The sequence below is a fragment of the Novosphingobium subterraneum genome, assembly GCF_000807925.1.
Lineage (GTDB): Bacteria > Pseudomonadota > Alphaproteobacteria > Sphingomonadales > Sphingomonadaceae > Novosphingobium > Novosphingobium subterraneum.
The window spans coordinates 172,053-195,051 of the sequence record NZ_JRVC01000003.1 but is presented as its reverse complement, the minus strand read 5'-3'; the positions used below and the strand labels follow the sequence as shown (position 1 = coordinate 195,051).

General features: G+C 63.1%; 19 protein-coding genes. 8 read left to right on the top strand and 11 right to left on the bottom strand.

All coding sequences use genetic code 11. The features are described from left to right. Nucleotides 1-21 precede the first annotated feature (21 nt). The 8 genes from NJ75_RS04385 to NJ75_RS04350 form a co-directional block, all read right to left on the bottom strand. Nucleotides 22-2,223: a TonB-dependent receptor gene (locus NJ75_RS04385; protein WP_156135703.1), complete on the bottom strand. Its 2,202-nt coding sequence runs from the start codon at nucleotides 2,221-2,223 to the stop codon at nucleotides 22-24. A 23-nt stretch (nucleotides 2,224-2,246) separates the two neighbouring features. Then, nucleotides 2,247-3,482, bottom strand: a complete 1,236-nt coding sequence (locus tag NJ75_RS04380; RefSeq protein ID WP_039331782.1) for a serine hydrolase domain-containing protein — start codon at nucleotides 3,480-3,482, stop codon at nucleotides 2,247-2,249. A gap of 220 nt (nucleotides 3,483-3,702) precedes the next feature. Then, complete coding sequence (locus NJ75_RS04375) at nucleotides 3,703-4,545, bottom strand: TorF family putative porin (protein ID WP_039331780.1); 843 nt, start codon at nucleotides 4,543-4,545, stop codon at nucleotides 3,703-3,705. A gap of 248 nt (nucleotides 4,546-4,793) precedes the next feature. Beyond that, nucleotides 4,794-6,323, bottom strand: a complete 1,530-nt coding sequence (locus NJ75_RS04370; protein ID WP_039331779.1) for a SulP family inorganic anion transporter — start codon at nucleotides 6,321-6,323, stop codon at nucleotides 4,794-4,796. Continuing rightward, a complete protein-coding gene (locus NJ75_RS04365) occupies nucleotides 6,320-7,015 on the bottom strand; it encodes a carbonic anhydrase (RefSeq protein ID WP_039331778.1) in 696 nt (231 codons plus the stop codon). The genes NJ75_RS04370 and NJ75_RS04365 overlap by 4 nt, the downstream gene beginning before the upstream one ends. 117 nt (nucleotides 7,016-7,132) lie before the next feature. Beyond that, on the bottom strand, nucleotides 7,133-8,440 hold the full coding sequence (locus NJ75_RS04360) for an ATP-binding protein (RefSeq protein WP_039331777.1): 1,308 nt from the start codon (nucleotides 8,438-8,440) through the stop codon (nucleotides 7,133-7,135). After that, entirely contained in the window at nucleotides 8,440-9,162 is a 723-nt protein-coding gene (locus NJ75_RS04355; protein ID WP_039331775.1) for a response regulator transcription factor, read from the bottom strand. Before NJ75_RS04355 ends, NJ75_RS04360 begins: the two co-directional genes overlap by 1 nt. Nucleotides 9,163-9,384: 222 nt before the next feature. Next, nucleotides 9,385-9,732 carry a DOPA 4,5-dioxygenase family protein gene (locus NJ75_RS04350; protein ID WP_039331774.1) on the bottom strand — a complete coding sequence of 116 codons (348 nt, stop codon included), beginning with the start codon at nucleotides 9,730-9,732 and terminating at the stop codon, nucleotides 9,385-9,387. Nucleotides 9,733-9,910: 178 nt separating this feature from the next. Between NJ75_RS04350 and acs the strand changes: the two genes are divergently transcribed. Further along, entirely contained in the window at nucleotides 9,911-11,860 is a 1,950-nt protein-coding gene (gene acs, locus NJ75_RS04345; RefSeq protein WP_039331772.1) for an acetate--CoA ligase, read from the top strand. Nucleotides 11,861-11,899: 39 nt separating this feature from the next. Here the strand turns inward: acs and NJ75_RS04340 are convergent, their stop codons facing one another. The 3 genes from NJ75_RS04340 to NJ75_RS04330 are packed head-to-tail and all read right to left on the bottom strand — an operon-like array spanning nucleotide 11,900 to nucleotide 14,167. After that, nucleotides 11,900-12,193 carry a polyhydroxyalkanoic acid system family protein gene (locus tag NJ75_RS04340; RefSeq protein ID WP_039331771.1) on the bottom strand — a complete coding sequence of 98 codons (294 nt, stop codon included), beginning with the start codon at nucleotides 12,191-12,193 and terminating at the stop codon, nucleotides 11,900-11,902. Then, nucleotides 12,193-12,948 (bottom strand): hypothetical protein, encoded by a 756-nt coding sequence (locus NJ75_RS04335; RefSeq protein ID WP_039331770.1) that lies wholly within the window; start codon nucleotides 12,946-12,948, stop codon nucleotides 12,193-12,195. The genes NJ75_RS04340 and NJ75_RS04335 overlap by 1 nt, the downstream gene beginning before the upstream one ends. 7 nt (nucleotides 12,949-12,955) lie before the next feature. Further along, entirely contained in the window at nucleotides 12,956-14,167 is a 1,212-nt protein-coding gene (locus NJ75_RS04330; protein ID WP_039331967.1) for a toxic anion resistance protein, read from the bottom strand. A 192-nt stretch (nucleotides 14,168-14,359) separates the two neighbouring features. On the opposite strand from NJ75_RS04330, the gene NJ75_RS04325 reads away from it, so the two are divergent. From NJ75_RS04325 to NJ75_RS04295, 7 genes are all read left to right on the top strand, one after another. After that, nucleotides 14,360-15,070 carry an SDR family NAD(P)-dependent oxidoreductase gene (locus tag NJ75_RS04325; protein ID WP_039331965.1) on the top strand — a complete coding sequence of 237 codons (711 nt, stop codon included), beginning with the start codon at nucleotides 14,360-14,362 and terminating at the stop codon, nucleotides 15,068-15,070. Nucleotides 15,071-15,301: 231 nt separating this feature from the next. Continuing rightward, a complete protein-coding gene (locus tag NJ75_RS04320; protein ID WP_039331769.1) occupies nucleotides 15,302-16,918 on the top strand; it encodes an ArnT family glycosyltransferase in 1,617 nt (538 codons plus the stop codon). Between the two features lie 78 nt (nucleotides 16,919-16,996). Beyond that, the gene (rfbF, locus tag NJ75_RS04315; RefSeq protein ID WP_330217038.1) at nucleotides 16,997-17,815 is read left to right on the top strand and encodes a glucose-1-phosphate cytidylyltransferase; all 819 of its coding nucleotides are present in this window, start codon (nucleotides 16,997-16,999) and stop codon (nucleotides 17,813-17,815) included. 2 nt (nucleotides 17,816-17,817) lie between these two features. Beyond that, nucleotides 17,818-18,909 (top strand): CDP-glucose 4,6-dehydratase, encoded by a 1,092-nt coding sequence (rfbG, locus tag NJ75_RS04310; protein ID WP_052242005.1) that lies wholly within the window; start codon nucleotides 17,818-17,820, stop codon nucleotides 18,907-18,909. Nucleotide 18,910: 1 nt separating this feature from the next. Further along, a complete protein-coding gene (gene rfbH, locus NJ75_RS04305) occupies nucleotides 18,911-20,278 on the top strand; it encodes a lipopolysaccharide biosynthesis protein RfbH (protein ID WP_082013259.1) in 1,368 nt (455 codons plus the stop codon). Nucleotides 20,279-20,307: 29 nt separating this feature from the next. Further along, complete coding sequence (locus NJ75_RS04300) at nucleotides 20,308-21,114, top strand: aldolase/citrate lyase family protein (RefSeq protein ID WP_039331766.1); 807 nt, start codon at nucleotides 20,308-20,310, stop codon at nucleotides 21,112-21,114. 4 nt (nucleotides 21,115-21,118) lie between these two features. Then, a complete protein-coding gene (locus tag NJ75_RS04295; protein WP_174544565.1) occupies nucleotides 21,119-22,996 on the top strand; it encodes a thiamine pyrophosphate-binding protein in 1,878 nt (625 codons plus the stop codon). Nucleotides 22,997-22,999 lie beyond the last annotated feature (3 nt).

Below are 22,999 nucleotides of genomic sequence, written 5' to 3'. Positions count from 1 at the left end.
ATCCGCTCCGGCACCCGGGCGTCAGAAGGTGACGTTGAGCTTGACCCCGTACTCGCGCGGCGCACCGTAGAACTCGTTCGAGTTCAGCTGGCCGGTGATATAGTCCTTGTTCGTCAGGTTCGTGCCCCAGGCCTCGAGCTTCAGCCTGTCGTTGATCCTGAGAGTGACGATCGCCGAGAGCAGGCCGCGCGGGTTGAGACGATCCGACAGCGGTGAATAGCCGATGTAGGTGAACTGCTCCCCGACGTAGGCATAGTTCACCCGCGGCGTCAGCGACATTTCCCCGCCAAGCGGGATCTCGTATTCGACGCCGCCGCCCCATGTCCAGCGCGGCGCATAGAGGTTAGGCCCGCCGCCGGTAGTCTGGATGAAGGGTGCGTAGTCGAAGCAGAACGGCGGCGCAGACGGCGTGCCCACCGGGCACTGCGGGCCGAGGTTGGCTCCGCCGAGCTGGCGGGTGTTGACGAAAGTGACGCTCGCCAGATCCGAATCCACGAAAGCCACGTTGGCATCGAAGCCGAAGCCGCCGAAGCGCCCTTGCACCTGCGCTTCCACGCCCTTGATCTCGACAGTCGAGATGTTCTCCACGCCCGCAAAGCCCGTGCTCGGTTCCACGACGTTGAACTGGAAGTTGGCGTACTTGTTGTAGAACGCGCTGATCTGGGTGCGGATGCGGTTGCGCAGGAAGGCGGATTTCCACCCCGCTTCGTAGCTGATCACGCGCTCCGGATCGAAGTTCGATGTGGGCGAATTGAAGCCGCCGGGCTTGTAGCCACGTGCAACCAGCGCATAGAGCAGGTTGTCGGCATCGACCTTCCAGTTGAGCGCGAACTTGCCGGTGGCGAGCGAGTCCTTGTGGCTGCCGGCCAGTGAGGCAACGGCCAGGCCGCCGGGAGGGAAGCCCGGAATGCCCGCGCCGATGGTCACGTCGCCATAGCCGGTGGCCTTGTAGGTGGAATAGCGCGCGCCGAGCTGGGCTTCCAGGCCCGGGACGATCTCGTAATTGCCCTGCGCGAACAAGCCCGTGGTGGTGCGCTGGTTGCCGCCGATGATATCGGTCGGAAAACCCTGCTGGTCCTGCAGGATGCGGATCGCGATATCGTTGCGCTGGAAATATCCGCCAAGGATCCAGTCGAACCGGCCTTCGGTGGGCGAGATGATGTTGATTTCTTGCGTGTAGACTTTCTCCCCCGCAAAGTAGTCTTCGGCAATACCGCCGGGCCCCGCCGAGGCATCGACGTCGTTCAGGGCATTGATACGCTTGTTCTGGTAGCCAGTGACCGAGCGCAGGGTGATGCCGCTTGCCAGCTCCTGCCGCAGCTCGAGGCTGGCCTGGAATGAGCGTTCGCGGTTGGCGACGGGGGTATCGAAGCTGATCGTGCGGATATCGCCCACGCGGAAGACGTCGTAAGGCGTGCCCAGGATCGGGCGATAGGCATAGCCGCCCGTGTCGCGATCGTTGAACGAGACCTTGGCCACCGCCTGGAACGAGCCGGGCTTCCACATGGCGGTAAGGCGGCCGCCACCTTCGCGCAGCTTGCCCGCATCATTCCCGACCGGGCCGACGCTGGTGTAGAAGCTGTCGCGGTTGCGATAGAAGCCTGCTGCGCGGAAGCCGAACGTGTCGGAAACGGGCAGGTTCACTGCGGCTTCGGATTGAACCGAGTTGTAGTTTCCGCCGCCGAACATGGCATATCCGCCCAGCCCCTCATCCAGCAGCGGGTTCTGCGTGTTGATGAAGATTGCGCCACCCGTGGAGTTCGAGCCGACGAGCGTGCCCTGCGGCCCGCGCAGCACCTCGACGCTGGCAAGGTCGTAGAAGCTGTTGGCCTGCACGATCGGTGGCTGGAACAGGCCGTCGACATACGTCGCGACACCTGCCGTCACGCTTGGCGAATTGCTGGCAAGGCCGATGCCGCGAATATTGATCGACTGCGTGATGCCGCCATCGGAGATGGACAGCGCGGGGCTGGCGTTCTGCAGGTCGGCCAGGTTGGTCACGGCCTTGTCGGCCAGAGCGCTGGCATCGAAGGCGGTGGCGGAAACGGCGACGTCCTGGAGCTTTTCCTTGCGGCGCTGCGCGGTAACGATGATTTCGCCAACGCCTTCGCCGGCCTCTTCTGGCGCGCTGACCGTATCTTGTGCCGCTTGCGCAAACGCGGTGCCAGGCTGGGTGACAAAGGCGAGCGTCATCGCGCAGCCCAGCGCGAACTGAGTCTTCATGGTATCCTCCCTGTTGTTATTGCTTACGGTGCCGGCTTCCACGCAGAGGCGGCGGCAAGGAACGCCATGGTTTCCTGTCCGACACTGCCTTCCGCAGGAGGGAAGTAGCTCAGCTTGACCACCACGGTCCGGCTGGCGGGATCGACGTAAACGTACTGCCCCTGCAGTCCGATGGCCGAATAGGCAGGCGATTTGGCCATCGTCCACCACTGATAGCCATAGCCACCTTCCGGTCCGTCCTCGGGGCCGGCCGGCGCCTGCGCGGCCTTGACCCATTCCTCGCTGATGATGCGCTTCCCGTTGGCCATGCCGCCATCGAGCATCATCTGGCCGAAGCGCGCCCAATCGCGCAGCGTGGCGTTGAAGCCGGCGCCGCTGAACTCGCGCCCGGTGCCGGGCCGGCCATCCATGATGTAGAAGCCATCGGCCTCGGTGCCAAGCGGTTCCCACAGCTTGCGCGCGGTATAGGCCGCCACCGAGCCCCCGCTGACCCGTTCGATCAGCCAGCCAAGCACGGCGGTGTCGATGGTCTTGTAGGCGAAGACTTCGCCGGGCTTTGACTTGCGCTTGATGGTGCGGGCGACATCGGCAAAGCGCGCGACGTTCTTGACGAGAGCGTTGATGTGGTTGCTTGCCGCGATGCCGGGATTGGCGAAGTCGTAGCGCTCCTCGTAATCGACGCCCGAACGCATCTGCAGGATCTGGCGGATGGTCACGCCATCGTAGCCGCTCCCTTTCAGTTCGGGCAGATAGCGCACGATCTGATCATCAAGCGAGCTGATCAGCCCATCGGCAAGGGCTGCGCCAACAAGCGTCGAGGTCAGCGACTTGGTCATCGACCAGCCCATGAAGCGCGTGCGCTCGTTCGAGCCATTGCGATAGATTTCGGTGACGATCCGCCCGTCCTTCATGATCAGGAGAGCGTTGGTATAAGTGCGCTCGAGCGCCTGTTCGGCGGTCCAGGTCTTTCCGCCGAATGCGTAGGTGAAATCCATCGGGCGTTCGACCTTGGGCAAGGCCCACGGTGCGCCGGAATGCGCGACCGTGCGCGTGGTGAACAGCTGATCCATGTTGCGAAAGGCAAAGCTGTTCACGTCGGCGTCGTTCATGCGCCAGCGCATTACCTGCGTTGCCACCGGCACTTCCGAAGCGGGACCGGATTGCAGTTGCTCCGGCAATTGTTGCTGCGCCTGAACGGGCAGTGGCAAGGCAAGCAGTCCGGACAGCGCGGCTGCGGTCAGGCGAAATGCAAGAGTCATCGTGAACTGTCTCCCTGGCGGACGACTCGCATCGGTCGACCTCGGGAGAAAGGCTAGGCTGCGCCCGAACGCGGCGCATGAACCATTTGGTATACGCCATAACAATTTTATTCCGCCCGCTGGTGACGGGCGGAACGCACAAAGAGAAAGCCCTCCCCTCCGCATCGGAGAGAAGGGCTTTCGCCATTGATCGTCAGGTAGCGGCCAAGGGCCGGCCTGATCAGAAGGCGACAGTAGCCGAAACAACCACGCGCGAACCGGCGATCGACGAGCCATCCTTGGTCGACGAGAAGTTCGGCGTCAGGTAATTGAAGTCGGTCGGGGTGAGGTCGGTATCGACATAGGCCACGCCGAGCGTGACGTTGCCGAGGGTGTAATCGGCGCCAACCAGCCAGTCGACATAATCACCGGTCGGCGAAACCGAGGTGCCTTGAGGGCCAAGGCCCTTGTTGCCGCCGGTGGTGTAGCCGATGTGGCCCTTCACGGTCAGGCCGGTGTCAGGGATACCTGCCGACGCATCGGTCCAGACATAGAGATTGTCAGCCTTGGCACCCGGATTGTCGTAAACGCCGGTGGCAGCCGAAGCACCCGAATTGTACCACTGGCCGAGAGCTTCCTGCTTGGGAGCATAGGCTGCGCCGACAAGAAGATTTGCAGGACCGACCGACCCGGACACCTTTACGTAGGGCTCGGCGAAGTCCGTGTTGTCGAGACCGCCCGGATACATGTACCAGGTCAGGCCGACATCGACCGTCACGCCGCTGATTTCGGTCTTGTAGCCACCGATAATGTCGAGTTCCATGTTGGAACCCGCGAAGGTGCCCCAGCCTGCGAGGTTTGAACCCCAGGTGCCGACATAGAAGCCGCTTTCATGCGCCACGGTGACGCCGGCCTGAACCGCCATTTCCTTGTCGGTCATGGAAACGCCGCGGAAGCGGTAGTCCGAAACGAGAGCAGCGCTGCCCGAAACGGTGATGGCGGGGGTTTCTTCCTGCGCGAAAGCCGGAGTCGCAAAGAGTGCGAGGGCGACAGGTGCCACGGCTGCGGCGAGACGGGTCTTCATACGGAACGCTCCCTGGATAGGTTATCACGTTCCACCTGCGTCTGCCGTGCGAGCGCTTCTCAAGAACGGAGCGACGTCACTGCAGAGCCCAAAGTATTACACCCGGTTTTGCTGCACTGCAAGATAGATTCTTGTGCAAAGTGGCAAGAGCCCGCAATTTCTGCGGACTCTTGCCACCATGCGCGCAACAAGAGGGGGTGGGATGTCGCGCGCGATTTGCCAGCTTTGGCCCGGAATCAAGCCAGTGGTCAGGCGTGCGCCAGTGTTTTCAGCAACGGCGCGGGGCCCGAAACGGTCACCGCATTCCCGCGCTGCTTGCGACGCGCCAGCCACTCCGTCAGCATCTCGGCCGTGGTGTGGTCCATCGCGTGGACACGATCGAGATCGACGTGGACAGGCTTGGCAACCGGAACCTGCTCGAGAGCATTGGTGAGGCGCGTAAGACCGAGGAAAGTGGCCGCGCCTTCCAGTTCAAGCCGCACGGTTTCGCCCACGGTCTGCTCGCCCACGCGGAAGCGCAGGTTACGCAGGTGCGGAACAAGTTCGAGCGCAGACAGCGCAAGACCGACGAGCACACCAGTCAGGAGGTCGGTCGTCACGACGAGCGTGAAGGTCGCGACCCAGATCAGAGCTGGCATGAAGCCGTGCACCTCAAAGAGGCGGCGAACCTGCTTGATGCTGACCAGCTTCCATCCGGTGACCACGAGAACGCCGCCCAGCGCCGCCATCGGCACTTCGCGCAGGATAAAGGGCAGCAGGGCCACAAAGCCGAGTATCCACACTCCGTGCATGACCGCAGACATGCGGGTCATCGCACCCGCCTGAACGTTGGCCGAACTGCGCACGATCACGCCCGTCATCGGCAGCGCGTTGACCACACCGCAAAGCAGGTTGCCGACACCCTGCGCCCGCAATTCCTTGTTGTAGTCCGTCCGCACGCCATCGTGCATCCGGTCAACCGCTGCGGCCGAAAGCAGGGTTTCAGCGCTGGCGATGAAGGCGATGGCAATCGCCGAGACGATCAGCGAGCCGTTGGTCAGCGGAGCAAGAAAGTCCCCACCGGGCAGAGCGAAGGCAGCACCGATCGAATCCGGAACGACAATCCGCGCCACGTCGAGCCCGAGGCCCCACGCCACGCCTGTCGCCGCCAGCACGCCAAGCAGCGCGCCCGGGACCAGGCCAAGCCTTGCCGGCTTGAGCTTTTCCCACGCCAGCATCGTACCGATGGTGAGCAGGCCGAGCATGAGGGCGAGTTCCGTCGAACGCAGATCGAACGGGGTCAGGCCAAGCACGCGCGCTGGCATCATGGCAAGATTGTCAATGCCGTTGGAAAGCGGCTTGGCGTCGAACAGGATATGGAACTGCCCGATCACGATCAGCGCGCCGATCCCGGCCAGCATGCCATGGACCACTGCAGGCGAGATCGCGCGGAATACGCCCCCCAGCCTGGCCACACCCGCGACGAATTGCAGGGCGCCAGCCAGCACCAGTACCGGCCCGAGAGCGGACAGGCCATTGTCGCGAACGAATTCGAAGACGATCACGGCAAGGCCCGCGGCCGGCCCGCTTACCTGCAGCGGCGAACCGGCGAGGAGGCCAACGACGATCCCGCCGATGATCCCGGTGACCAGCCCTTTCTCCGGCGGCACGCCGGAAGCAATGGCGATCCCCATGCACAAGGGCATGGCGACAAGGAACACCACGATCGACGCGGTGAAATCGCGCACGAAGTAGCGGGAAATCCCGCCACCGGCACTATCGCTGGTCGCGGCTGTCATTCTGCGGCCTCGGCGGTCCAGGTATCGAGAATGCGGCGCGACCGGGCGGGAAGCGCCACCGGCAGGGGCTTGTCTTCGCGCAGCGGCACGAACTCGCCGGTCTCGCCATCGAGACCAAGCACCATGCCGGCACTGATGTCGACGAACCAGCCGTGCAGCGACATTTCACCCTTGGCAATTGCCGTCGCCACCGAAGGATGAGTGCGCAGGTGATCAAGCTGGACGATGACGTTCTGCAGGCTGACCGCGCGGACCCGCTCGTCGGTGTCGAGGTGGGGCGAGCAGCTTGAAACGACGCTTTCGGCTGCGGCACCATGACGCAACCATGCAACCACGTTCGGCATGCCTTCCGGCAGCGCCGGCGCGGACAGCGCCTTCATCGCGCCGCAGTCGGAATGGCCGCAAACGATGATGTCACGCACGCCGAGCGCCATGACCGCGTATTCGACGGTCGAGGTCACACCGCCGTTCATGGTCGCGTAGGGGGGAACCATGTTTCCGGCATTACGGCACACGAACAGCTCGCCGGGCTGGGCCTGCATGATCTGTTCGGGAACGATGCGCGAGTCCGCGCAGGAGATCATCAGCGCCTTGGGAGACTGCCCCTCGCTCACGAGCTTGCCGAACAGCTCGCGGCTGTCGGGAAAGATGGTCTTTTCGAAGCTGAAGACGCGGCCGATAAGTTCGTTCACGGTGCTGGACCTTTCACTAGAATCGACAACCGACTGAGGTCGCCCGGAAGCTAGTCAAAGTATGTGTCGCATCTTTCCGTAACGGCGCGGGCGTGTAACGAACTGTTTCGGAACGCTTCAATTCGTCGCCAACGGAAAACAGACCGTGACGCAGAGCCCTCCCGTGGGCCGGTTGCGCAATTGCAAGGTGCCATTGTCCAGCTGGATTGCTCGGCGCACGATGGCGAGGCCAAGGCCCATTCCCGGTGTGTCGCGGGCACGCGCCGTGTCCAGACGGACGAACGGTTGCAGAACATCCTCGATCCGCTCGGCCGGAATGCCGGGGCCATCGTCATCGAACTGTAGCTCGGCCGCCCCGTCAACGCGCCGTACGGTAACCCGCACGTTGCCAGCGTAATGGAGTGCATTCTCGATCAGATTGGAAAGAGCACGTCGCACCGAGACGGGACGCGCCATGATCTCGAGGCTTTCAAGCCCGTGAAAGGTGGCATCGGCGCCATTGTCGGCCGCCGTGTCCACCAGAGTCTGCGCCATTACGGCAACGTCAATACGCTCTGCCGGCAAGCGACTCCCACCGGATTCGACGAAGGCCTGCAGCGATTCGAGCATGTGCCGCATCTCGCCAAGGTCAGCGCTCATGCCCTCGCGCGTTTCCTCATCAAGATCGAGGCTTTCGACGCGCAGTTGCATTCGCGAGAGCGGCGTGCGCAGATCATGCCCGATCGCCAGCATGGACTGCGTGCGATTGGTCATGGATTCATAGACGCGCTGCTGCATCTCATTGAAGGCATGGATCAGGTCGCGGACTTCCGCCGTGCCTTGTTCGGACAGCAGTTGCGGCGGCCCCGAACCAACCGTTTTCGACGCCCGGACCAGCGTCCGCAACGGCGCTAGCGTGGCCCGAAAAAGGACCCAGGCCAGCAGCACGAGCGCCAGGGTCGGCATCATCAGCGTGAGGATGCGCCCGGCATTGAGTGTCCAGGCATCGCTGGCATAGGTCTGAAACTGCACGACGCTGCGGTCAGGCAAGACCAGTGAACCTGAGACATTGCCAGCGACGGCGACCGGCTTGAGATGCAACTGCAAATCGGCACGGCCGAGTTCGGGTGCGTCTTCTATGATCTGTTCGCGCAGGCGTGAAAGCTGGATGGAACCGCTCGGACGCTTGCCTGACGGCTGCCAGTCGAGCGCGAACCGGGCCGAACTGAGATCCCTGGCAACCTGCTGGCGTTCGGTGACCGGCGCTCGCTCGATCGCACGCGTGGCGATGATGAGGTTTTCTGCAACGCGCGCAGCATCATCCTCGCGCAGCGCGAATTGGCTGGCACGATCGAACAACAGGGTATTGGCCGCAAAATCGACCAACGCGACAAGCAGCAGGATTGCCAGCAGCCGCTCGGGCAGGCCAAAGCGGCGCGACAGCATCAGGCGCGCTGCACTTCGGCCTTGAACATGTAGCCGACACCGCGAACCGTTACGATCGGGGCATTGCCTCCGGCCGCGGAGAGCTTGCGCCGCAGGCGACTGACCAGCACGTCGACGCTGCGATCCGAACTGTCACCCAGACGGGTTCGCGAGAGTTCGATCAGGCGTTCGCGCCCCAGCACGCGCTGTGGCTGCCCGATGAACGTGGCCAGCAGATCGAATTCGGCCCCCGTCAGGTCAACCATCGCGCCGCTGGGCGAATGCAGTTCGCGCCGGGCCATCGATACGGACCAGCCGTCAAAATGGATGTCGCCGCTCCGGCTGCCCGTATCGCCAGCGGTATCGGTGACGGCGTTGGCCCCGCGACGCAGCACCGCGCCGATCCGGGCTACCAGTTCGCGCGTGCTGAACGGCTTGGGCAGATAATCGTCTGCGCCGAGTTCAAGCCCGAGGACGCGATCCTCCTCGCTGCCGCGAGCGGAGACGAAGATGATGGGCACGTCGCTTTGCTTGCGCAGGCGGCGGAACAGCTCGATCCCGCTCGTTCCCGGCAACATGATGTCAAGCACGACCAGGTCGGCCGGCTCGCTTTCCAGGGCAACCCACATTTCTGCGCCAGTGGCAGCAGTGCGGACATTGTAGCCGTTTTCCCGCAGGGCACGCGCGGTCAGCGTCCGCAGCGGCCCGTCGTCTTCCACAAGTACGATTGATGGAGATTGCATAAAGCTCCGGCGCGGTTGCAGCAACACGGTGCACGATAGCAGTGACGCCCGTGGTGCCAAGGTTGAAGAACAGGCACTATGGTGACGTTTGCTGGGGAAAACCGGCGGTTTGGCGCCCTGTTTGCGCCTGCCCGATCCGTTCGCCCCCGCAGACCGACAAGTCTCTAGCTGAAGGCACCGTTTTGCGCATAACGGGCGGAAATGCGACAAAATATTGCTGATTTACATTTTTGACTGATTTGATCCGAATTGAGCAAGGTTCAGGGCCTCGCTATCGCCCAACCACATGACATGGCGTGTGTGATCGTCCAGATCGTTGCCGCTGTTGCCGTGGCAGAAGATCGTGAAGTGCCCACGATTTTCCATCATCCAGGCGATGGCCGCGCCGATTCGGTCCGCCGGGATCGTCATCTGGCAAGAGCCTCGCGGATGCGGGCCAACCGGACGAGCATGCACGCGCCCCATTGCGACGCCAAGTTCGTCGCGCATTCTCATGCACAGCGCGCCAGCTTCCTCCGTCTCCGAAGGGTCGAAATAGACATGCGCGTGATAATCGGAAAAACAAGCCATGGCCAAGCCTTGCGCCAGACCGGGCGCAATCGCAACATCCTGCCGCGTGACGGGGCCTGCCGGGCCTTGCCCGCTCGGCGGGATCGACCATATCTACGACTATTGTCTAAAAGCCCGGCGGGGCCTCAGGCGGTAAACCGCCAGGCAAGATCGAAGAAGCCAGAGGAGAGAGTTGATCATGGGCGAGGCAGTCTATCCGGTTCCCGCGCAATGGGCCGAGAACGCCCTTGTCGATGAAGCGGGCTACTTCGAGATGTACCGCCAGTCGGTGGAAGATCCCGAAGCCTTCTGGGCCGAACACGGCAAGCGGCTCGACTGGATCAAGCCCTTTACCAAGGTGAAGAACACTTCCTATCACGAAGCCGATTTCGGCATCCGCTGGTTCGAGGACGGCACGCTCAACCTCTCGGCCAACTGCCTTGACCGCCACCTGGCAGAGCGCGGCGAACAGATCGCCGTCCTGTGGGAGCCGGACAGCCCTGCCACGCCCCACCGCGAGATCACTTACCGCGAGCTGCACGAACAGGTCTGCCGCTTTGCCAACCTGCTCAAGGCGCAAGGGGTGAAGCGCGGGGAGCGAGTCACGATCTACCTGCCGATGGTGCCCGAAGCCGCCGTCGCCATGCTTGCCTGCGCCCGCATCGGCGCGATCCACTCGATCGTCTTTGCAGGTTTCAGCCCGGATGCCCTTGCCGGTCGCATCATCGACTGCGACAGCCGCATCGTCCTGACGTCTGACGAAGGCCTGCGCGGCGGCAAGAAGGTCCCGCTCAAGGCCAACGTCGACGAAGCGCTCAAGCAGTGTCCGGGCGTCGACAGCGTCATCGTGCTGCGCCACACCGGTGCCGACGTGCCGATGGTTGAAGGCCGCGACGTTGATTGGGCCACCGGCGTTTCGGCGCAAAGCGCTGACTGCACGCCGGAGGAAATGAATGCGGAAGACCCCCTGTTCATCCTTTACACTTCAGGCTCCACCGGCAAGCCCAAGGGCGTGCTGCACACCACCGGCGGCTACTCTGTCTGGGCCTCGATGACCCACCAGTACGTGTTCGATTACCGTCCCGGCCAGATTTACTGGTGCGCGGCCGACATCGGCTGGGTCACCGGCCACTCCTATGTCGTCTACGGCCCGCTCGCCAACGGCGCGACCACCGTGATGTTCGAGGGCGTGCCCAACTTCCCCGATCCCAGCCGCTTCTGGCAGGTGGTCGACAAGTTCAAGGTCGAGATCTTCTATGGCGCTCCCACAGCCCTGCGCGCCCTGATGCGCGAAGGCGATGACTGGGTGAAGCAGACCAGCCGCGCCTCGCTGCGCCTGCTGGGCTCGGTGGGTGAGCCGATCAATCCCGAGGCCTGGGAATGGTATCACAAGGTCGTGGGCGACAGCCGGTGCCCGATCGTCGACACGTGGTGGCAGACCGAAACCGGCGCGGCGATGATCACCCCGCTGCCGGGCGCCACGCCGCTCAAGCCCGGCTCGGCCAGCCGCCCGTTCTTCGGCGTGAAGCCCGCCCTTGTCGACAATGAGGGCAACTTCCTCGAAGGTGCGACCGACGGCTGCCTGGTCATCACCGACTCATGGCCCGGCCAGATGCGCACCGTGTGGGGTGATCACGAGCGCTTCTTCCAGACCTATTTCAGCACCTTCAAGGGCCTCTATTTCACCGGTGACGGCTGTCGGCGCGACGAGGACGGATACTACTGGATCACCGGCCGTATCGACGACGTGATCAACGTCTCGGGCCATCGCATGGGCACCGCCGAGATCGAAAGCGCGCTGGTTGCCCACGCCAAGGTTGCCGAAGCCGCGGTCGTCGGCATGCCGCACGACATCAAGGGCCAGGGCATCTACGCCTTCGTCACCTGCAATGCCGAGGTCGAGCCGGACGAGGCGCTGCGCAAGGAACTGATCCAGTGGGTGCGCCACGAAATCGGCCCGATCGCCACGCCCGACGTGATCCAGTTCGCCCCTGGCCTGCCCAAGACCCGCTCGGGCAAGATCATGCGCCGCATTCTGCGCAAGATCGGCGAGAACGACATGTCGAACCTTGGCGATACCTCGACGCTGGCCGATCCCAGCGTGGTCGACAACCTCGTCGCCAACCGCCCGCAACTGGAAAAGGCCTGATCTGGAGAGGGCGCGGCCTTCAGGGCTGCGCCCCTGGCTTCACGTCAGCAGCTTGCCGCTCTTCTCGCGGATCACGCCTTCGATCATGCGCTTGGCAAAGCCTAGGCTGGCGGGAATATCCACCTCGACCACAAGCTCCTTCTCGGCCAGTTCCACTCCGCAATCGAGCGTGTAGCCCATCGCGCTGACGGTCATCACCATGTGGTCGTCATCGGTGAAGGCGGTGCTAACGGTCGCCATGCCATCGGCCTTGGCCGCCGCCTGCGCAGCCTTCTCGCGCAGGCGGCGGCGCGCTTCGTCACGGTCGAGCGAGTGGGGAATGGCGATACGCATCAGTAGACCTTCGGAGCTTCAAGCTGTGGCGCGGCCTCTAGACCTTCCCCATAGCGATAGTCCAGATAGCGTCCGCGCACGGCCAGCGCATCGAGATCGCCCGCCGCCAGCTGCCGCGTGATCTCGTCGATTTCCTTGCTGATCTTGGCAAGACCATCGGCCAGCTGCTGATCGGCATTGCGCCCGCCGCGCTCCTCGCGCCGCAGGTGCTGCGGAATCTTGCGGTAGCTTTCGACCATGCCCGGCAGATGCTCGCCCACCAGCTTGCGCACTTCGACTGCGGCAGGTTCGGCCGGATCGATGCCTTCCAGCTGCAGCCCCAGCCCATCGAGCTGCACGCCGATCTGGTCCACCAACTGCACCGCAGGCGCAGGCAGCGCCGGACGCTGGGCCTCAAGCCACAGTTCGGTCCGCCCGACCATCGTGCGAACATCGCCGGTGTTCAGCGCTGAAAGATCAGGGACCTTCATCTTCGGATATTTCGCGAAGAATGCCAGCGCAGCAATGATCGCCAGGCCCAGCACCATCACCCCGGTAACGCCGATGCCATCGAGGATCATCCCCGCCACCATCGCACCCACCAGCAGCACGCCGACCGACATCGCCATGCGCGCGGCCTTCTTGCCGAAGTGCTGGCGCTTCAGTTCGGCCGAACGCTTGCCGATGCTGCGTCGCCCCCCTGCCTGCTGGCGCACCAGCGAGGAGCGCGCTTCGGCAAGGATACGGTCGCTGTCATGTGCCGAGGAATTGGCCATGCGCTGCTCAGCCCTCCAGCGTCAGCAGCGGCGAGGTTTCCGGGCCGGCCAGCTTGGCCTGCGCCGCACCTTCCGCCCGCGCGATGTAGCCTTTCGACTTCTCGACCTCGCCCGAAAGCGTGTCGACGGTCTGCTTCATCGCGTCCAGCGCCTTGAGCTTGAAGGTATCGATGGTGTCCATCGTGTCGTATATGTTCTGGAAGGCGCGCTGCAGCGTCTCCAGCGGGATCGTGCTCGAAGCGGCCATCTCGTGGATCTTGCCGGTCTGCTCGCGCAGCAACTTGCCGGTGGAATCGATCATGTTCGCCGTCGTGGTGTTGAGCGCGGTGATCTGCTGCAGCACCAGCCGCTGGTTGGTCATCGCCTGCGCCACGGTCACCGCGGTGCGCAGCGCCGCCACCGTCGTGGTGCTCGCGCGGTCCACGCCCTTGACCAGTTCGACGTTGTTCTTCTTGACCAGATCGAGCGCGAGATAGCCCTGCACCGTCACCGCCATCTGCGTCAGCAGGTCCTGCGTGCGCTGGCGGGTATAGAACAGCGCGCTTTCGCGGATCGCCTTGGCCTTGGCCGGATCGGTATGATCGAGGTCTGCGGCAGCCTCCTCAAGCTTGGCGTCGAGCGTCCTGGAGATGTGGATCATCTGCTCGAGATTGCCCATCGCTTCCCACAGCTTCTGGCGCTCGACGTCGATACCGGCGTTGTCCATCAGCAGCTCATCCTTGCCCGAGGCCAGGCGTTCGAGGATGGCCTTGATGTGCCCCTGCGCCGAGGTGTAGCCGTCGAAATACTTCTTCAGGCTGTTGCCGAAGGGGATGATCCCCAGGAACTTGCGGCCTGAAGACAGGTTGCCCTGCCGGCCGGGATCGAGGTCCTCGATCGTCCGGCGCAGCGCGGCAAGGTCGGCGCCGACGCCTGTATCCTTGTCCATCGCACGGATCGGCCGGTCGAGAAACCGGTTCGACATGCCCGCTGCCTGCGAAATCTCCTTGCGGCCCATGTTGGTAAGCTGGTCGACCTTCTTGCCGAATTCCGGGCTCTGCGCGTCGACCGAGATGAGGTCAGCCACGAAGGCATCGACCTTGGCCTCCAGCTTGGACCGGTTCTCGTCCGACACCGGCACCAGTCCTGCCGCCTGCGCGGGCGCGACCACCGGCACCGGATCGGGCGGAGTCAGGCTGATCGGGGTCATCGTCGCGGTTTCGGTGGGGGTAGAAGCCATCGTGCTGGGACTTTCGGAATTGAACGCGTTCATCGGTAACTTTGGCAACGGTATCTTTGGCATTGGTATCATTGGCAACATGGTATGTCGCGCGGCTGCGCGCAAGCTGTCTTATACTCGCAACACAGCGCCATGCCTTGGGTCATATCGACGGAGCGTTGCCACAGGTCCATCAACGGCATGATGACCATGATGAAACGTTGCGCCGTATTCGGTGCGAGCGGCGGCATCGGCGCCGCCCTGACCGCTCTCCTCGCCGCGCGTGAAGACGTGCAAGCAGTCCACGCCCTGTCGCGCAGCGGCGGCGCGGGCCATGGCAAGGTCGTGGCCCACCGCTTCGACCTGCTCGAGGAAAGCTCGATCTCCGCGGCCTGCGAAGCGATCGGCACGCCGCTCGACCTTGTGATCGTGGCGACCGGCCGTCTGGTTCGCGAAAACGGCGAAGGCCCCGAAAAGTCATGGCGCGCACTCGATGCGGGCGCGATGGCCGAGCTATACGCCATCAATACCATCGGCCCTGCCCTCATCGCCCGCCACACCCTGCCCCTGCTGCCCAAGGACCGCCCTGCCGTCTTTGCCGCCATCTCCGCCCGGGTCGGCTCGATCAGCGACAATCGCCTCGGCGGCTGGCATTCCTACCGTTCTTCCAAAGCGGCGCTGAACATGCTGGTCAGGAACCTGGCGGTCGAACTCGCCCGCACGCACCCGCAGGCCGTGGCGGTCACGCTGCATCCCGGCACGGTTGACACACCCCTGTCCCGCCCGTTCCAGCGTGGCGTTCCGGCAGAAAAGCTGTTCACGACTGAGCGGTCGGCGCGGCATCTGCTCGACGTGATCGACGGCCTGACGACTGCGCAATCCGGCAGGTTGATCGCCTGGGATGGCGCGGAGATCCCGTTCTGACGGTCGGGCCGCACCTCGACTTATCGAAAGTGAATCCAAAATGGAGCGGCCCGACGCGGACTATTGCGACGACAGGCTCTAGGGTGCCTTGAAGCTCGCCGTCATTCCCCGCCGCGCCTTCTTCCGGAAAGACGTTGGCAGAATGGCGAGGACAGACAAGGACCGACTGATAAACATGCCGCACCCGGACTCCACGCTTGCGGCACCGCATACGGCTGATCAGACCTGCGAATGACCAGTATCAGGTTGAAGATCGCCATGATGGCCGTTCTGGTTCTGGCCGCAGCCTTGCGCCTGCGGCACATCGATTTCGGCCTGCCCGCGCTCAATGATCCTGACGAACTGATGTTCGAAATGGGCGCCATCCGCATGCTGCGCACCGGCACGCTCAATCCCGGATGGTTCGGCCACCCCGCCACAACGACCATGTACGTTCTCGCGCTGGTAGACCTCATCGTCTTCGGCGTGGGCTACGTCACCGGCCACTTCGCATCGCCCACGGCCTTTGCCGACGCGGTCTTTGCCGATCCGACATTGGTGATCCTGCCGGGACGCATAGTCATGGCCGCGTTCGGAGTGCTCAGCGTCTGGCTGACCATGCGCCTCGCCGACGAACTTCTCGATCGAAAGGTAGCACTGGGCGCGGGATTGGTCCTTGCGGTCAGCCCCTTGGCAGTGACCTGGGCGCAAGTCATCAGATCAGACATAATGGCGACAAGCTTTCTGCTTGCCTGCCTGATCGCCACGGCACGCCATGCGCGCGAGCCCTCGAACAGCCGCTTCGTATGGGCGGCGGTCTGGCTGGCCCTGGCCGTCGCCACCAAGTGGCCGTTTGCACTGGGTGCCTTGCCGATGATCGCGGTCCTGCTGAATCGATGGAGCAAAGGTGAGGCTTCCTTTCGCGAGAGCCTCGCAAGGGTCGCGGCGTTCGGCGCGCTGACTCTCGCACTGCTGCTGCTGATCTCCCCCTACCTTGTGCTGGATCATGAAACGCTGTGGCGGAACCTGCAGGGCGAGGCACAGGCCCATCATCTCGGCGCAACCGGTGGCTCCCCTTGGCAGAATCTGGTGTGGTACGGGCAGGGTCCGGTCTTGAACGGCCTCGGCCTGTCGGGAAGCCTGCTCGCAATCTGGGGATTGTGGTTGATCGCGCGGCATGGGTTTGCGGCAAGAATACTGCTGCCGGTGCTGCTGGGCTTTATCATGGTACTTGCGGCTCAGCATCTGGTGTGGGACCGCTGGGCCCTGCCGCTGCTGCCTCTCATGGCAATTGCCCTCGGTGCTGCGGCAAGCCGGGTTGCAAGCCGGGTCGCTTCGCTTGGATTCCGGGCCCAAAGACTGGCTCTTCCCGTCATTCTTACAGGGGTCGCCGCTCCATTGGCCGCAGCCGCACTCGATCGCACCGAGGCGCGGGCCGAGGATACGCGCCAAGCCGCATCTGCCTGGGCACTGGGCAACATTCCCCCCGGCTCCACGGTGCTTATCGAACAGTTTGCCTTCGATCTGCAGGCCGCACCATGGCGCATCCTGTTTCCGATGGGCGATGCGGGTTGCGTGGACGCCAAAGCCATGCTTGCGGGCAAGATCGATTACGCCACAATCGAGGCCGCACGGGGATCAAGAGCCATCGTCGATTACGGCACACTTGCCCCTGAACGCGCCAGTTCCTGCACGGCCGATTATGCGATCATTGCCCAGTATGATCGCTACGCAGCCGAAAGCGATCGCTTCGCCGGCGAACTGCGAATGTACCAGACGCTCCTGCAACAGGGACAGGAGCGGGTCGTGCTTCGCCCGCAAGAAAATGCGCCAAGAAGCGGACCGGTCGTCCGCATTATTAGCTTCTAAATGAAGGTAACTTTTCGCTTCTTCTCCATAATGGACGCGAATTGCCGCGCTTTTGGCAAACCTAAGTAATAATGAGGAGTGGTTGGGGCGACGCTCCTATATCATACAATCATTCTGGGGTATACTTTGACCAAAGCGGTCATTCTGGCAGGCGGTCTAGGGACTCGCCTCGGTGAAGAAACGTCTGTTCGCCCAAAGCCAATGGTCGAAGTCGGCGGATTTCCGATAATATGGCATATCATGAAAATATATGCCGCCCACGGCGTGACTGATTTCGTGATATGCCTGGGTTACAAGGGATACGTCATCAAGGAGTTCTTCGCGAATTACTTTCTGCATTCGGCCGATGTGACAATCGATCTGTCACGCAACGCAATGGAAGTGCACCAGGCCAAGTGTGAGCCTTGGAAAGTCACCCTGGTCGAAACCGGTGCCGAAGCGCAGACCGGTGGACGGCTGCGCGCAGTCCGCTCCCATCTCGATGATGAGCCATTCTGCTTCACTTATGGCGATGGCGTTGCCGATATCGACGTGACCGCCGAACTCGCATTTCACCGCGCTCATGGACGCAAGGCGACCATCGCAGCCGTCGCCCCTCCCGGACGGTTCGGCGCGCTGGAATTCGATGGCGACAAGGTTGTCGACTTCAAGGAAAAGCCCGCTGGGGATGGCGGGCTGATCAACGGCGGATTCTTCGTCCTCGATCCGTCTGTGATCGATCTGATCCCCTGCGCTGGCACGATCTGGGAAAGCGGCCCGCTTGAAACGCTGGCCCGGCAGGGCGAACTCGTCGCCTTCCGCCACAGCGGGTTCTGGCAACCCATGGACACGCTGCGCGACAAGCAATTGCTCGATCGCCTCTGGGCCGAAGGTTCTGCGCCGTGGAAGTGCTGGTGAGCATGACTTATCTGCACGATCCCACCTTCTGGGCAGGACGCCGGGTCCTGCTTACCGGCCACACCGGCTTCAAGGACAGCTGGCTATCTCTCTGGCTCAAGCAGATGGGGGCAAAGGTCACCGGTCTTTCACTTGCCGCCGAAGAGACGAGCCTGTTCCGGCAGGCACAAATCGATGCGATTGTTGACCATATCGAGGGCGACATCCGCGATTTGCCCACGTGCGTCGCCGCGGTCGAACGATGCGATCCGGAAGTCGTGTTCCACATGGCCGCGCAACCGCTCGTCCGCCTGTCCTACGAAACCCCGGTCGAGACGTTCGCGACGAATGTCCAGGGCACGGTGCACATGCTCGAGGCGTGTCGACAGGCAAAGTCACTCCGCGCGATCGTGTGCATCACGTCGGACAAGGCCTACGAGAATCGCGAATGGCTCTGGCCCTATCGCGAGAACGATCCGATGGGTGGGCACGATCCCTATTCCGCCAGCAAGGGTGCGGCCGAGATCGTGATATCGGCCTATCGCCGCAGCTTCTTCTCGGCCGAAGGCGCGGCGGGCCTTGCCTCGGTCCGCGCCGGCAACGTCATCGGCGGGGGGGACTGGGCACGCGACCGCCTGATCCCGGATATCGTCCGCGCGTTGATCGCTGGCGAGCGCCCGCTGATCCGAAATCCCCGCGCGATCCGTCCCTGGCAACACGTCCTTGAGGCCTTGGGCGGTTACCTGATGATTGCCGAGGCACTCGCTTCAGGGAAGTCCTGGGCAGCCGAAGGCTGGAACTTCGGTCCCGCCGATGACGACACCCGCCCGGTTGACTGGATTGCCGACAGGATGACCGAAGCTTGGGGCGTGTCCGGCTGGGACAGTCCAGGGACTGCAGCCGATCGCCACGAGGCGCACAATCTCAGGCTCGATTGCGCAAAAGCGCGCAGCGTCCTGGGCTGGCGACCGACCTGGGGTCTCGACGAAGCTCTGCGGCGCATCGTCTCGTGGCACCAGACCGTGGATCGCGGCGCCTGCGCAAGGGCCACCTCCCTCCGCCAGCTCGCCGAATACCGTGAAAAATTCCAGCAATTCCAATCAGGCAGTGCATGACATGACAACCGACACCCTTCCTCGCGCTGCCGACGTTCAGGCCGTGGCTGCCCATGCGGGCGAAGCTGAACTGCGCGAACTGATCGTCAGTCTCTCAGGCGAGTATGCTCGCCGCTTCCACGCACCGCGCCCCTTCGTACCGGGGCAGAGCCCTGTGCCGGTCTCCGGCAAGGTCGTGGGCGAAAGCGAGATGCGCAACCTGGTCGACGCCAGCCTTGACATGTGGCTGACCACGGGGCGCTACAACGCGCTGTTCGAAGAGCAGCTGGCAAAGCGCATGGGCGTGGCACACGCGCTCACCACCAATTCCGGCTCGTCAGCCAACCTTCTCGCCCTTGCCGCGCTGACTTCGCACTACCATCGCAGCGAAGCGCTGAAGGCCGGTGACGAGGTCATCACCGTGGCCACCGGGTTCCCTACCACGGTCAATCCGTCGTTGCAGTACGGCCTTGTCCCGGTGTTCGTCGACGTCGACATCCCGACCTACAACATCAAGCCGGAAATGATCGAGGCGGCGGTTTCGGAAAAGACCCGTGCGATCATGATCGCCCATACGCTGGGCAACCCGTTCGACCTCGCCGAAGTCATGCGCGTTGCCGAGAAGTACAATCTCTGGGTGGTCGAGGACACCTGCGACGCGCTCGGCGCCACTTATGACGACAAGCCCGTCGGCACCTTTGGCCATCTCGGCACGCTGTCGTTCTACCCCGCCCACCACATCACCATGGGCGAAGGCGGCGCCGTGTTCACCGACAAACCACGGCTCAAGCGCGTGGTCGAATCCATCCGTGACTGGGGCCGGGATTGCTGGTGTGCGCCCGGACAGGACAACACCTGCGGCAAGCGCTTTGCCCGCCGCCTCGGCACACTGCCGCATGGCTATGACCACAAGTACACGTACGGCCATGTCGGCTACAACCTGAAGATCACCGACATGCAGGCCGCCGTGGGCCTCGCCCAGCTTGCGCAGGTCGATGAGTTCATTGCCGCGCGCGGTCGCAATTTCGCCAAGCTGATCGAACTGATGCGCCCGCTCGAGGATGTGTTCATCCTGCCCGAGGCCACCCCGCGCAGCAAGCCGAGCTGGTTTGGCTTCCCGCTGACGATCCGCCCCGAAAGCGGCCTGAATCGCGAAGAACTCGTTCAGTACCTCAATGACAAGCAGGTCGGTACGCGTCTGCTGTTTGGCGGCAACCTGCTGCATCAGCCCTACATGAAGGGGCGCAATGTTCGTGTCGTTGGCGACCTTGCCAACGCCGATCTCGTGACGACCAACACCTTCTGGCTTGGTCTCTATCCGGGTCTTACCGAAGACCATCTTTCCTACAGCGTCGAAATGCTCGCCAATTTCGTCAATGGCAAGCGCTGATCTGTTGGTTCAAAGGACAGGATGACAAGATGAATACTTACGAAAAACAGATGCTTGCCATTCTCGAAAAGGGACGGAAAGATCTCGGTTTCGTTGCGGTCAAGGCGGAATTCGAAGCAGAAGGCACACGATCTGACGAATTTCTTCGCCTGCTCGAACTGGCGCGCCGCGCCGGGCTCAAGGTGGCACTGAAGATCGGCGGGTGCGAGGCGATCCGTGATCTGATCGAAGCCCGCCAGTACGGCGTCGACATGATCATCGCCCCGATGGTCGAAACGCCCTACGCGCTCAGCAAGTTCATCGCTGCCAAGAACAAGGTGTTCCCGGCAAAGGAACAGGAGGACATGTCCTTCCTGTTCAACGTCGAAACTGCGGCAACCTTCGAGCATCTCGAGGAACTCGGCAGCGTCGCACAGGCCGGCAAGGTGGGCTTCGTGTTCGGCCGCGTGGATTTTGCCGGTTCACTTGGCAAGGATCGCGGCTTCGTCAATTCGCCGGAAATGACTGCCTACGTGAACCGCGTGGCGCAGGAAGCTCGCATCCGCGGCGTCGAACTGGTCGTGGGCGGCGGTGTCAGCCCAGATTCGATTCCGCTTCTCTCAGGCGCTCGCCGCCACCGACTTGATCGCTTCGAAACTCGCAAGGTGGTCTTCGATTCAGTCGTTGCGGATGATGGCCGCGCTCAGGCCGGCATGGAACTCGCCATCGAGTTCGAACTGCTCTGGCTGAAGAACAAGCGCGATTTCTACCGCGGCATTGCCGAGGAAGATTCCGCTCGCATCGAAATGATGGAAGCCCGCCAGAAAGTCTCTGCCCGCACGGCGGAAGCAGCCTGATCCCATGGCGCAGATTATTCGTGTTGCAGACCTGATCGCGCGTCTGCTCGTCGAGCATGGCATCAGCGATTGCTTCATGCTGACGGGCGGAGGTGCCATGCACCTGAACGATGCGTTCGGCCGGGAAGCAGGCCTCCGCAAGATCTTCTCCCACCACGAACAGGCCTGCGCCATTGCCGCGGAAAGCTACGGGCGTCTGACCGGACGCCCGGCCCTGGTCAACGTCACGACGGGGCCGGGCGGCGTGAACGCTCTTAACGGCGTCTATGGCGCCTATGTCGATTCCATCCCGATGATCGTCGTTTCGGGGCAGGTAAAGCGCGAGACTATCGCAGGAAACTACCCGCAGATTCCCCTGCGCCAGCTTGGCGATCAGGAAGTCGATATTGTCGCGATGGCGCGCCCGATCACCAAGTATGCCGTTCTGCTGCAGGACCCGCAGGACACGCGCAGGGTGGTCGAACGCGCCATTCACCTCGCCCGCAGGGCCAGGCCAGGCCCGGTGTGGATCGACGTGCCGATCAACGTCCAGGCGGCCCCGGTAGATCCCGAGGCGCTGGCAGCATATGATCCTGCGTCCGAAGACGACATGGCCGACCTGCCGATCAACACCACAGTAGAGGCCGGCGCGCTTGAAGGCGCTGATCTTGAAGCGGAAGTCGGGGCACTGCTGGCGGAAATCACCGCAGCGGAACGCCCGGTTGTCTTCGTGGGCGCGGGTGTGCGACTGTCCGGCACGCACGCAGCGTTTCTCGAATTCATCGAACGTCTCGGTGCTCCGGTCGTGACCGGTTGGAATGCGCACGATGCCTTGCCCGACGCCCACCCGCTTTATGTGGGGCGGCCCGGCAGCGTGGGTGACCGTGGCGGGAACTTCGCGGTTCAGGCGGCGGACTACGTGCTGGTGCTTGGCAGCCGGCTGAACATCCGCCAGATCAGCTACAACTTCGGCAGCTTTGCCCGCAACGCGCGCATCGCCATGGTCGACATCGACAGCGCCGAGCTCGCCAAGCCGACCCTGCGTTTGCACCGCCCGATCCACGCCGATCTGCGCGCGTTCTTCTCAGCAGCTAAGACCATCCCGCTCCCGCCGACCGGCCAAGCCCAAAGAGCGGCCTACCTCGCCCGCAGCCGCGAACGGTCCGCCCGTTACCCCGCCGTTCTTGATACGATGAGGTCCGAAACCGGACCGATCAACCCTTACGTCTTTGCAGAGGCCCTGTTCGAGGAGCTGGACGAAGGCGATATTATCGTCACCGGAGACGGTACGGCCTGCGTCACGATATTCCAGGCGGCACGGATCAAGGCGGGTCAGCGGCTTTACACCAACTCCGGCTGCGCCAGCATGGGATACGACCTGCCCGCAGCGATCGGTGCATACTTCGGTTCGGCCACCATGGGGGCAACACCCAAGCGGATCGTCTGCCTGGCCGGCGACGGATCGATCATGATGAACCTGCAGGAATTGCAGACGATCGTCGGCGCAGAACTGCCCATCAAGATCTTCGTCCTCAATAACGACGGCTACCATTCGATCCGCCAGTCCCAGGTCGCGCACTTCAGCGGCTTTTCTGTGGGCTGTGGCCCCGAAAGCGGCCTGACATTCCCCGAGTTCGCCAGACTGGCCGAAGGCTTCGGCATCCCCGCGCGCAAGGCGGGCCGTGATGGTGAGCTGTCATCAGCCATTCGTGCAACGCTTGACGCCCCCGGCCCACAGCTCTGCGAAGTGATGATCGACAAGACTCAGCAATTCGAACCGAAGCTTTCCAGCCGTCGCCTCGCCGACGGCTCGATGGTGTCGCCGCCGCTTGAAGACCTGTCGCCATTCCTCAGCGATGCCGAATTGGCAGAGGCGATGAGCCCCTGCACCATCCTGAGATAGGCC

Coding starts and splice junctions, on each gene's coding strand:
- NJ75_RS04375 (WP_039331780.1), bottom strand. CDS start 4,545: ATGAAGACCCGTCTCGCCGCAGCCGTGGCACCTGTCGCCCTCGCACTC.
- NJ75_RS04370 (WP_039331779.1), bottom strand. CDS start 6,323: ATGACAGCCGCGACCAGCGATAGTGCCGGTGGCGGGATTTCCCGCTAC.
- NJ75_RS04300 (WP_039331766.1), top strand. CDS start 20,308: ATGAATACTTACGAAAAACAGATGCTTGCCATTCTCGAAAAGGGACGG.
- NJ75_RS04320 (WP_039331769.1), top strand. CDS start 15,302: ATGACCAGTATCAGGTTGAAGATCGCCATGATGGCCGTTCTGGTTCTG.
- rfbH (WP_082013259.1), top strand. CDS start 18,911: ATGACAACCGACACCCTTCCTCGCGCTGCCGACGTTCAGGCCGTGGCT.
- NJ75_RS04295 (WP_174544565.1), top strand. CDS start 21,119: ATGGCGCAGATTATTCGTGTTGCAGACCTGATCGCGCGTCTGCTCGTC.
- NJ75_RS04380 (WP_039331782.1), bottom strand. CDS start 3,482: ATGACTCTTGCATTTCGCCTGACCGCAGCCGCGCTGTCCGGACTGCTT.
- NJ75_RS04330 (WP_039331967.1), bottom strand. CDS start 14,167: ATGGCTTCTACCCCCACCGAAACCGCGACGATGACCCCGATCAGCCTG.
- NJ75_RS04350 (WP_039331774.1), bottom strand. CDS start 9,732: ATGGCTTGTTTTTCCGATTATCACGCGCATGTCTATTTCGACCCTTCG.
- NJ75_RS04340 (WP_039331771.1), bottom strand. CDS start 12,193: ATGCGTATCGCCATTCCCCACTCGCTCGACCGTGACGAAGCGCGCCGC.
- acs (WP_039331772.1), top strand. CDS start 9,911: ATGGGCGAGGCAGTCTATCCGGTTCCCGCGCAATGGGCCGAGAACGCC.
- NJ75_RS04385 (WP_156135703.1), bottom strand. CDS start 2,223: ATGAAGACTCAGTTCGCGCTGGGCTGCGCGATGACGCTCGCCTTTGTC.
- rfbG (WP_052242005.1), top strand. CDS start 17,818: ATGACTTATCTGCACGATCCCACCTTCTGGGCAGGACGCCGGGTCCTG.
- NJ75_RS04325 (WP_039331965.1), top strand. CDS start 14,360: ATGAAACGTTGCGCCGTATTCGGTGCGAGCGGCGGCATCGGCGCCGCC.
- NJ75_RS04355 (WP_039331775.1), bottom strand. CDS start 9,162: ATGCAATCTCCATCAATCGTACTTGTGGAAGACGACGGGCCGCTGCGG.
- NJ75_RS04360 (WP_039331777.1), bottom strand. CDS start 8,440: ATGCTGTCGCGCCGCTTTGGCCTGCCCGAGCGGCTGCTGGCAATCCTG.
- NJ75_RS04335 (WP_039331770.1), bottom strand. CDS start 12,948: ATGGCCAATTCCTCGGCACATGACAGCGACCGTATCCTTGCCGAAGCG.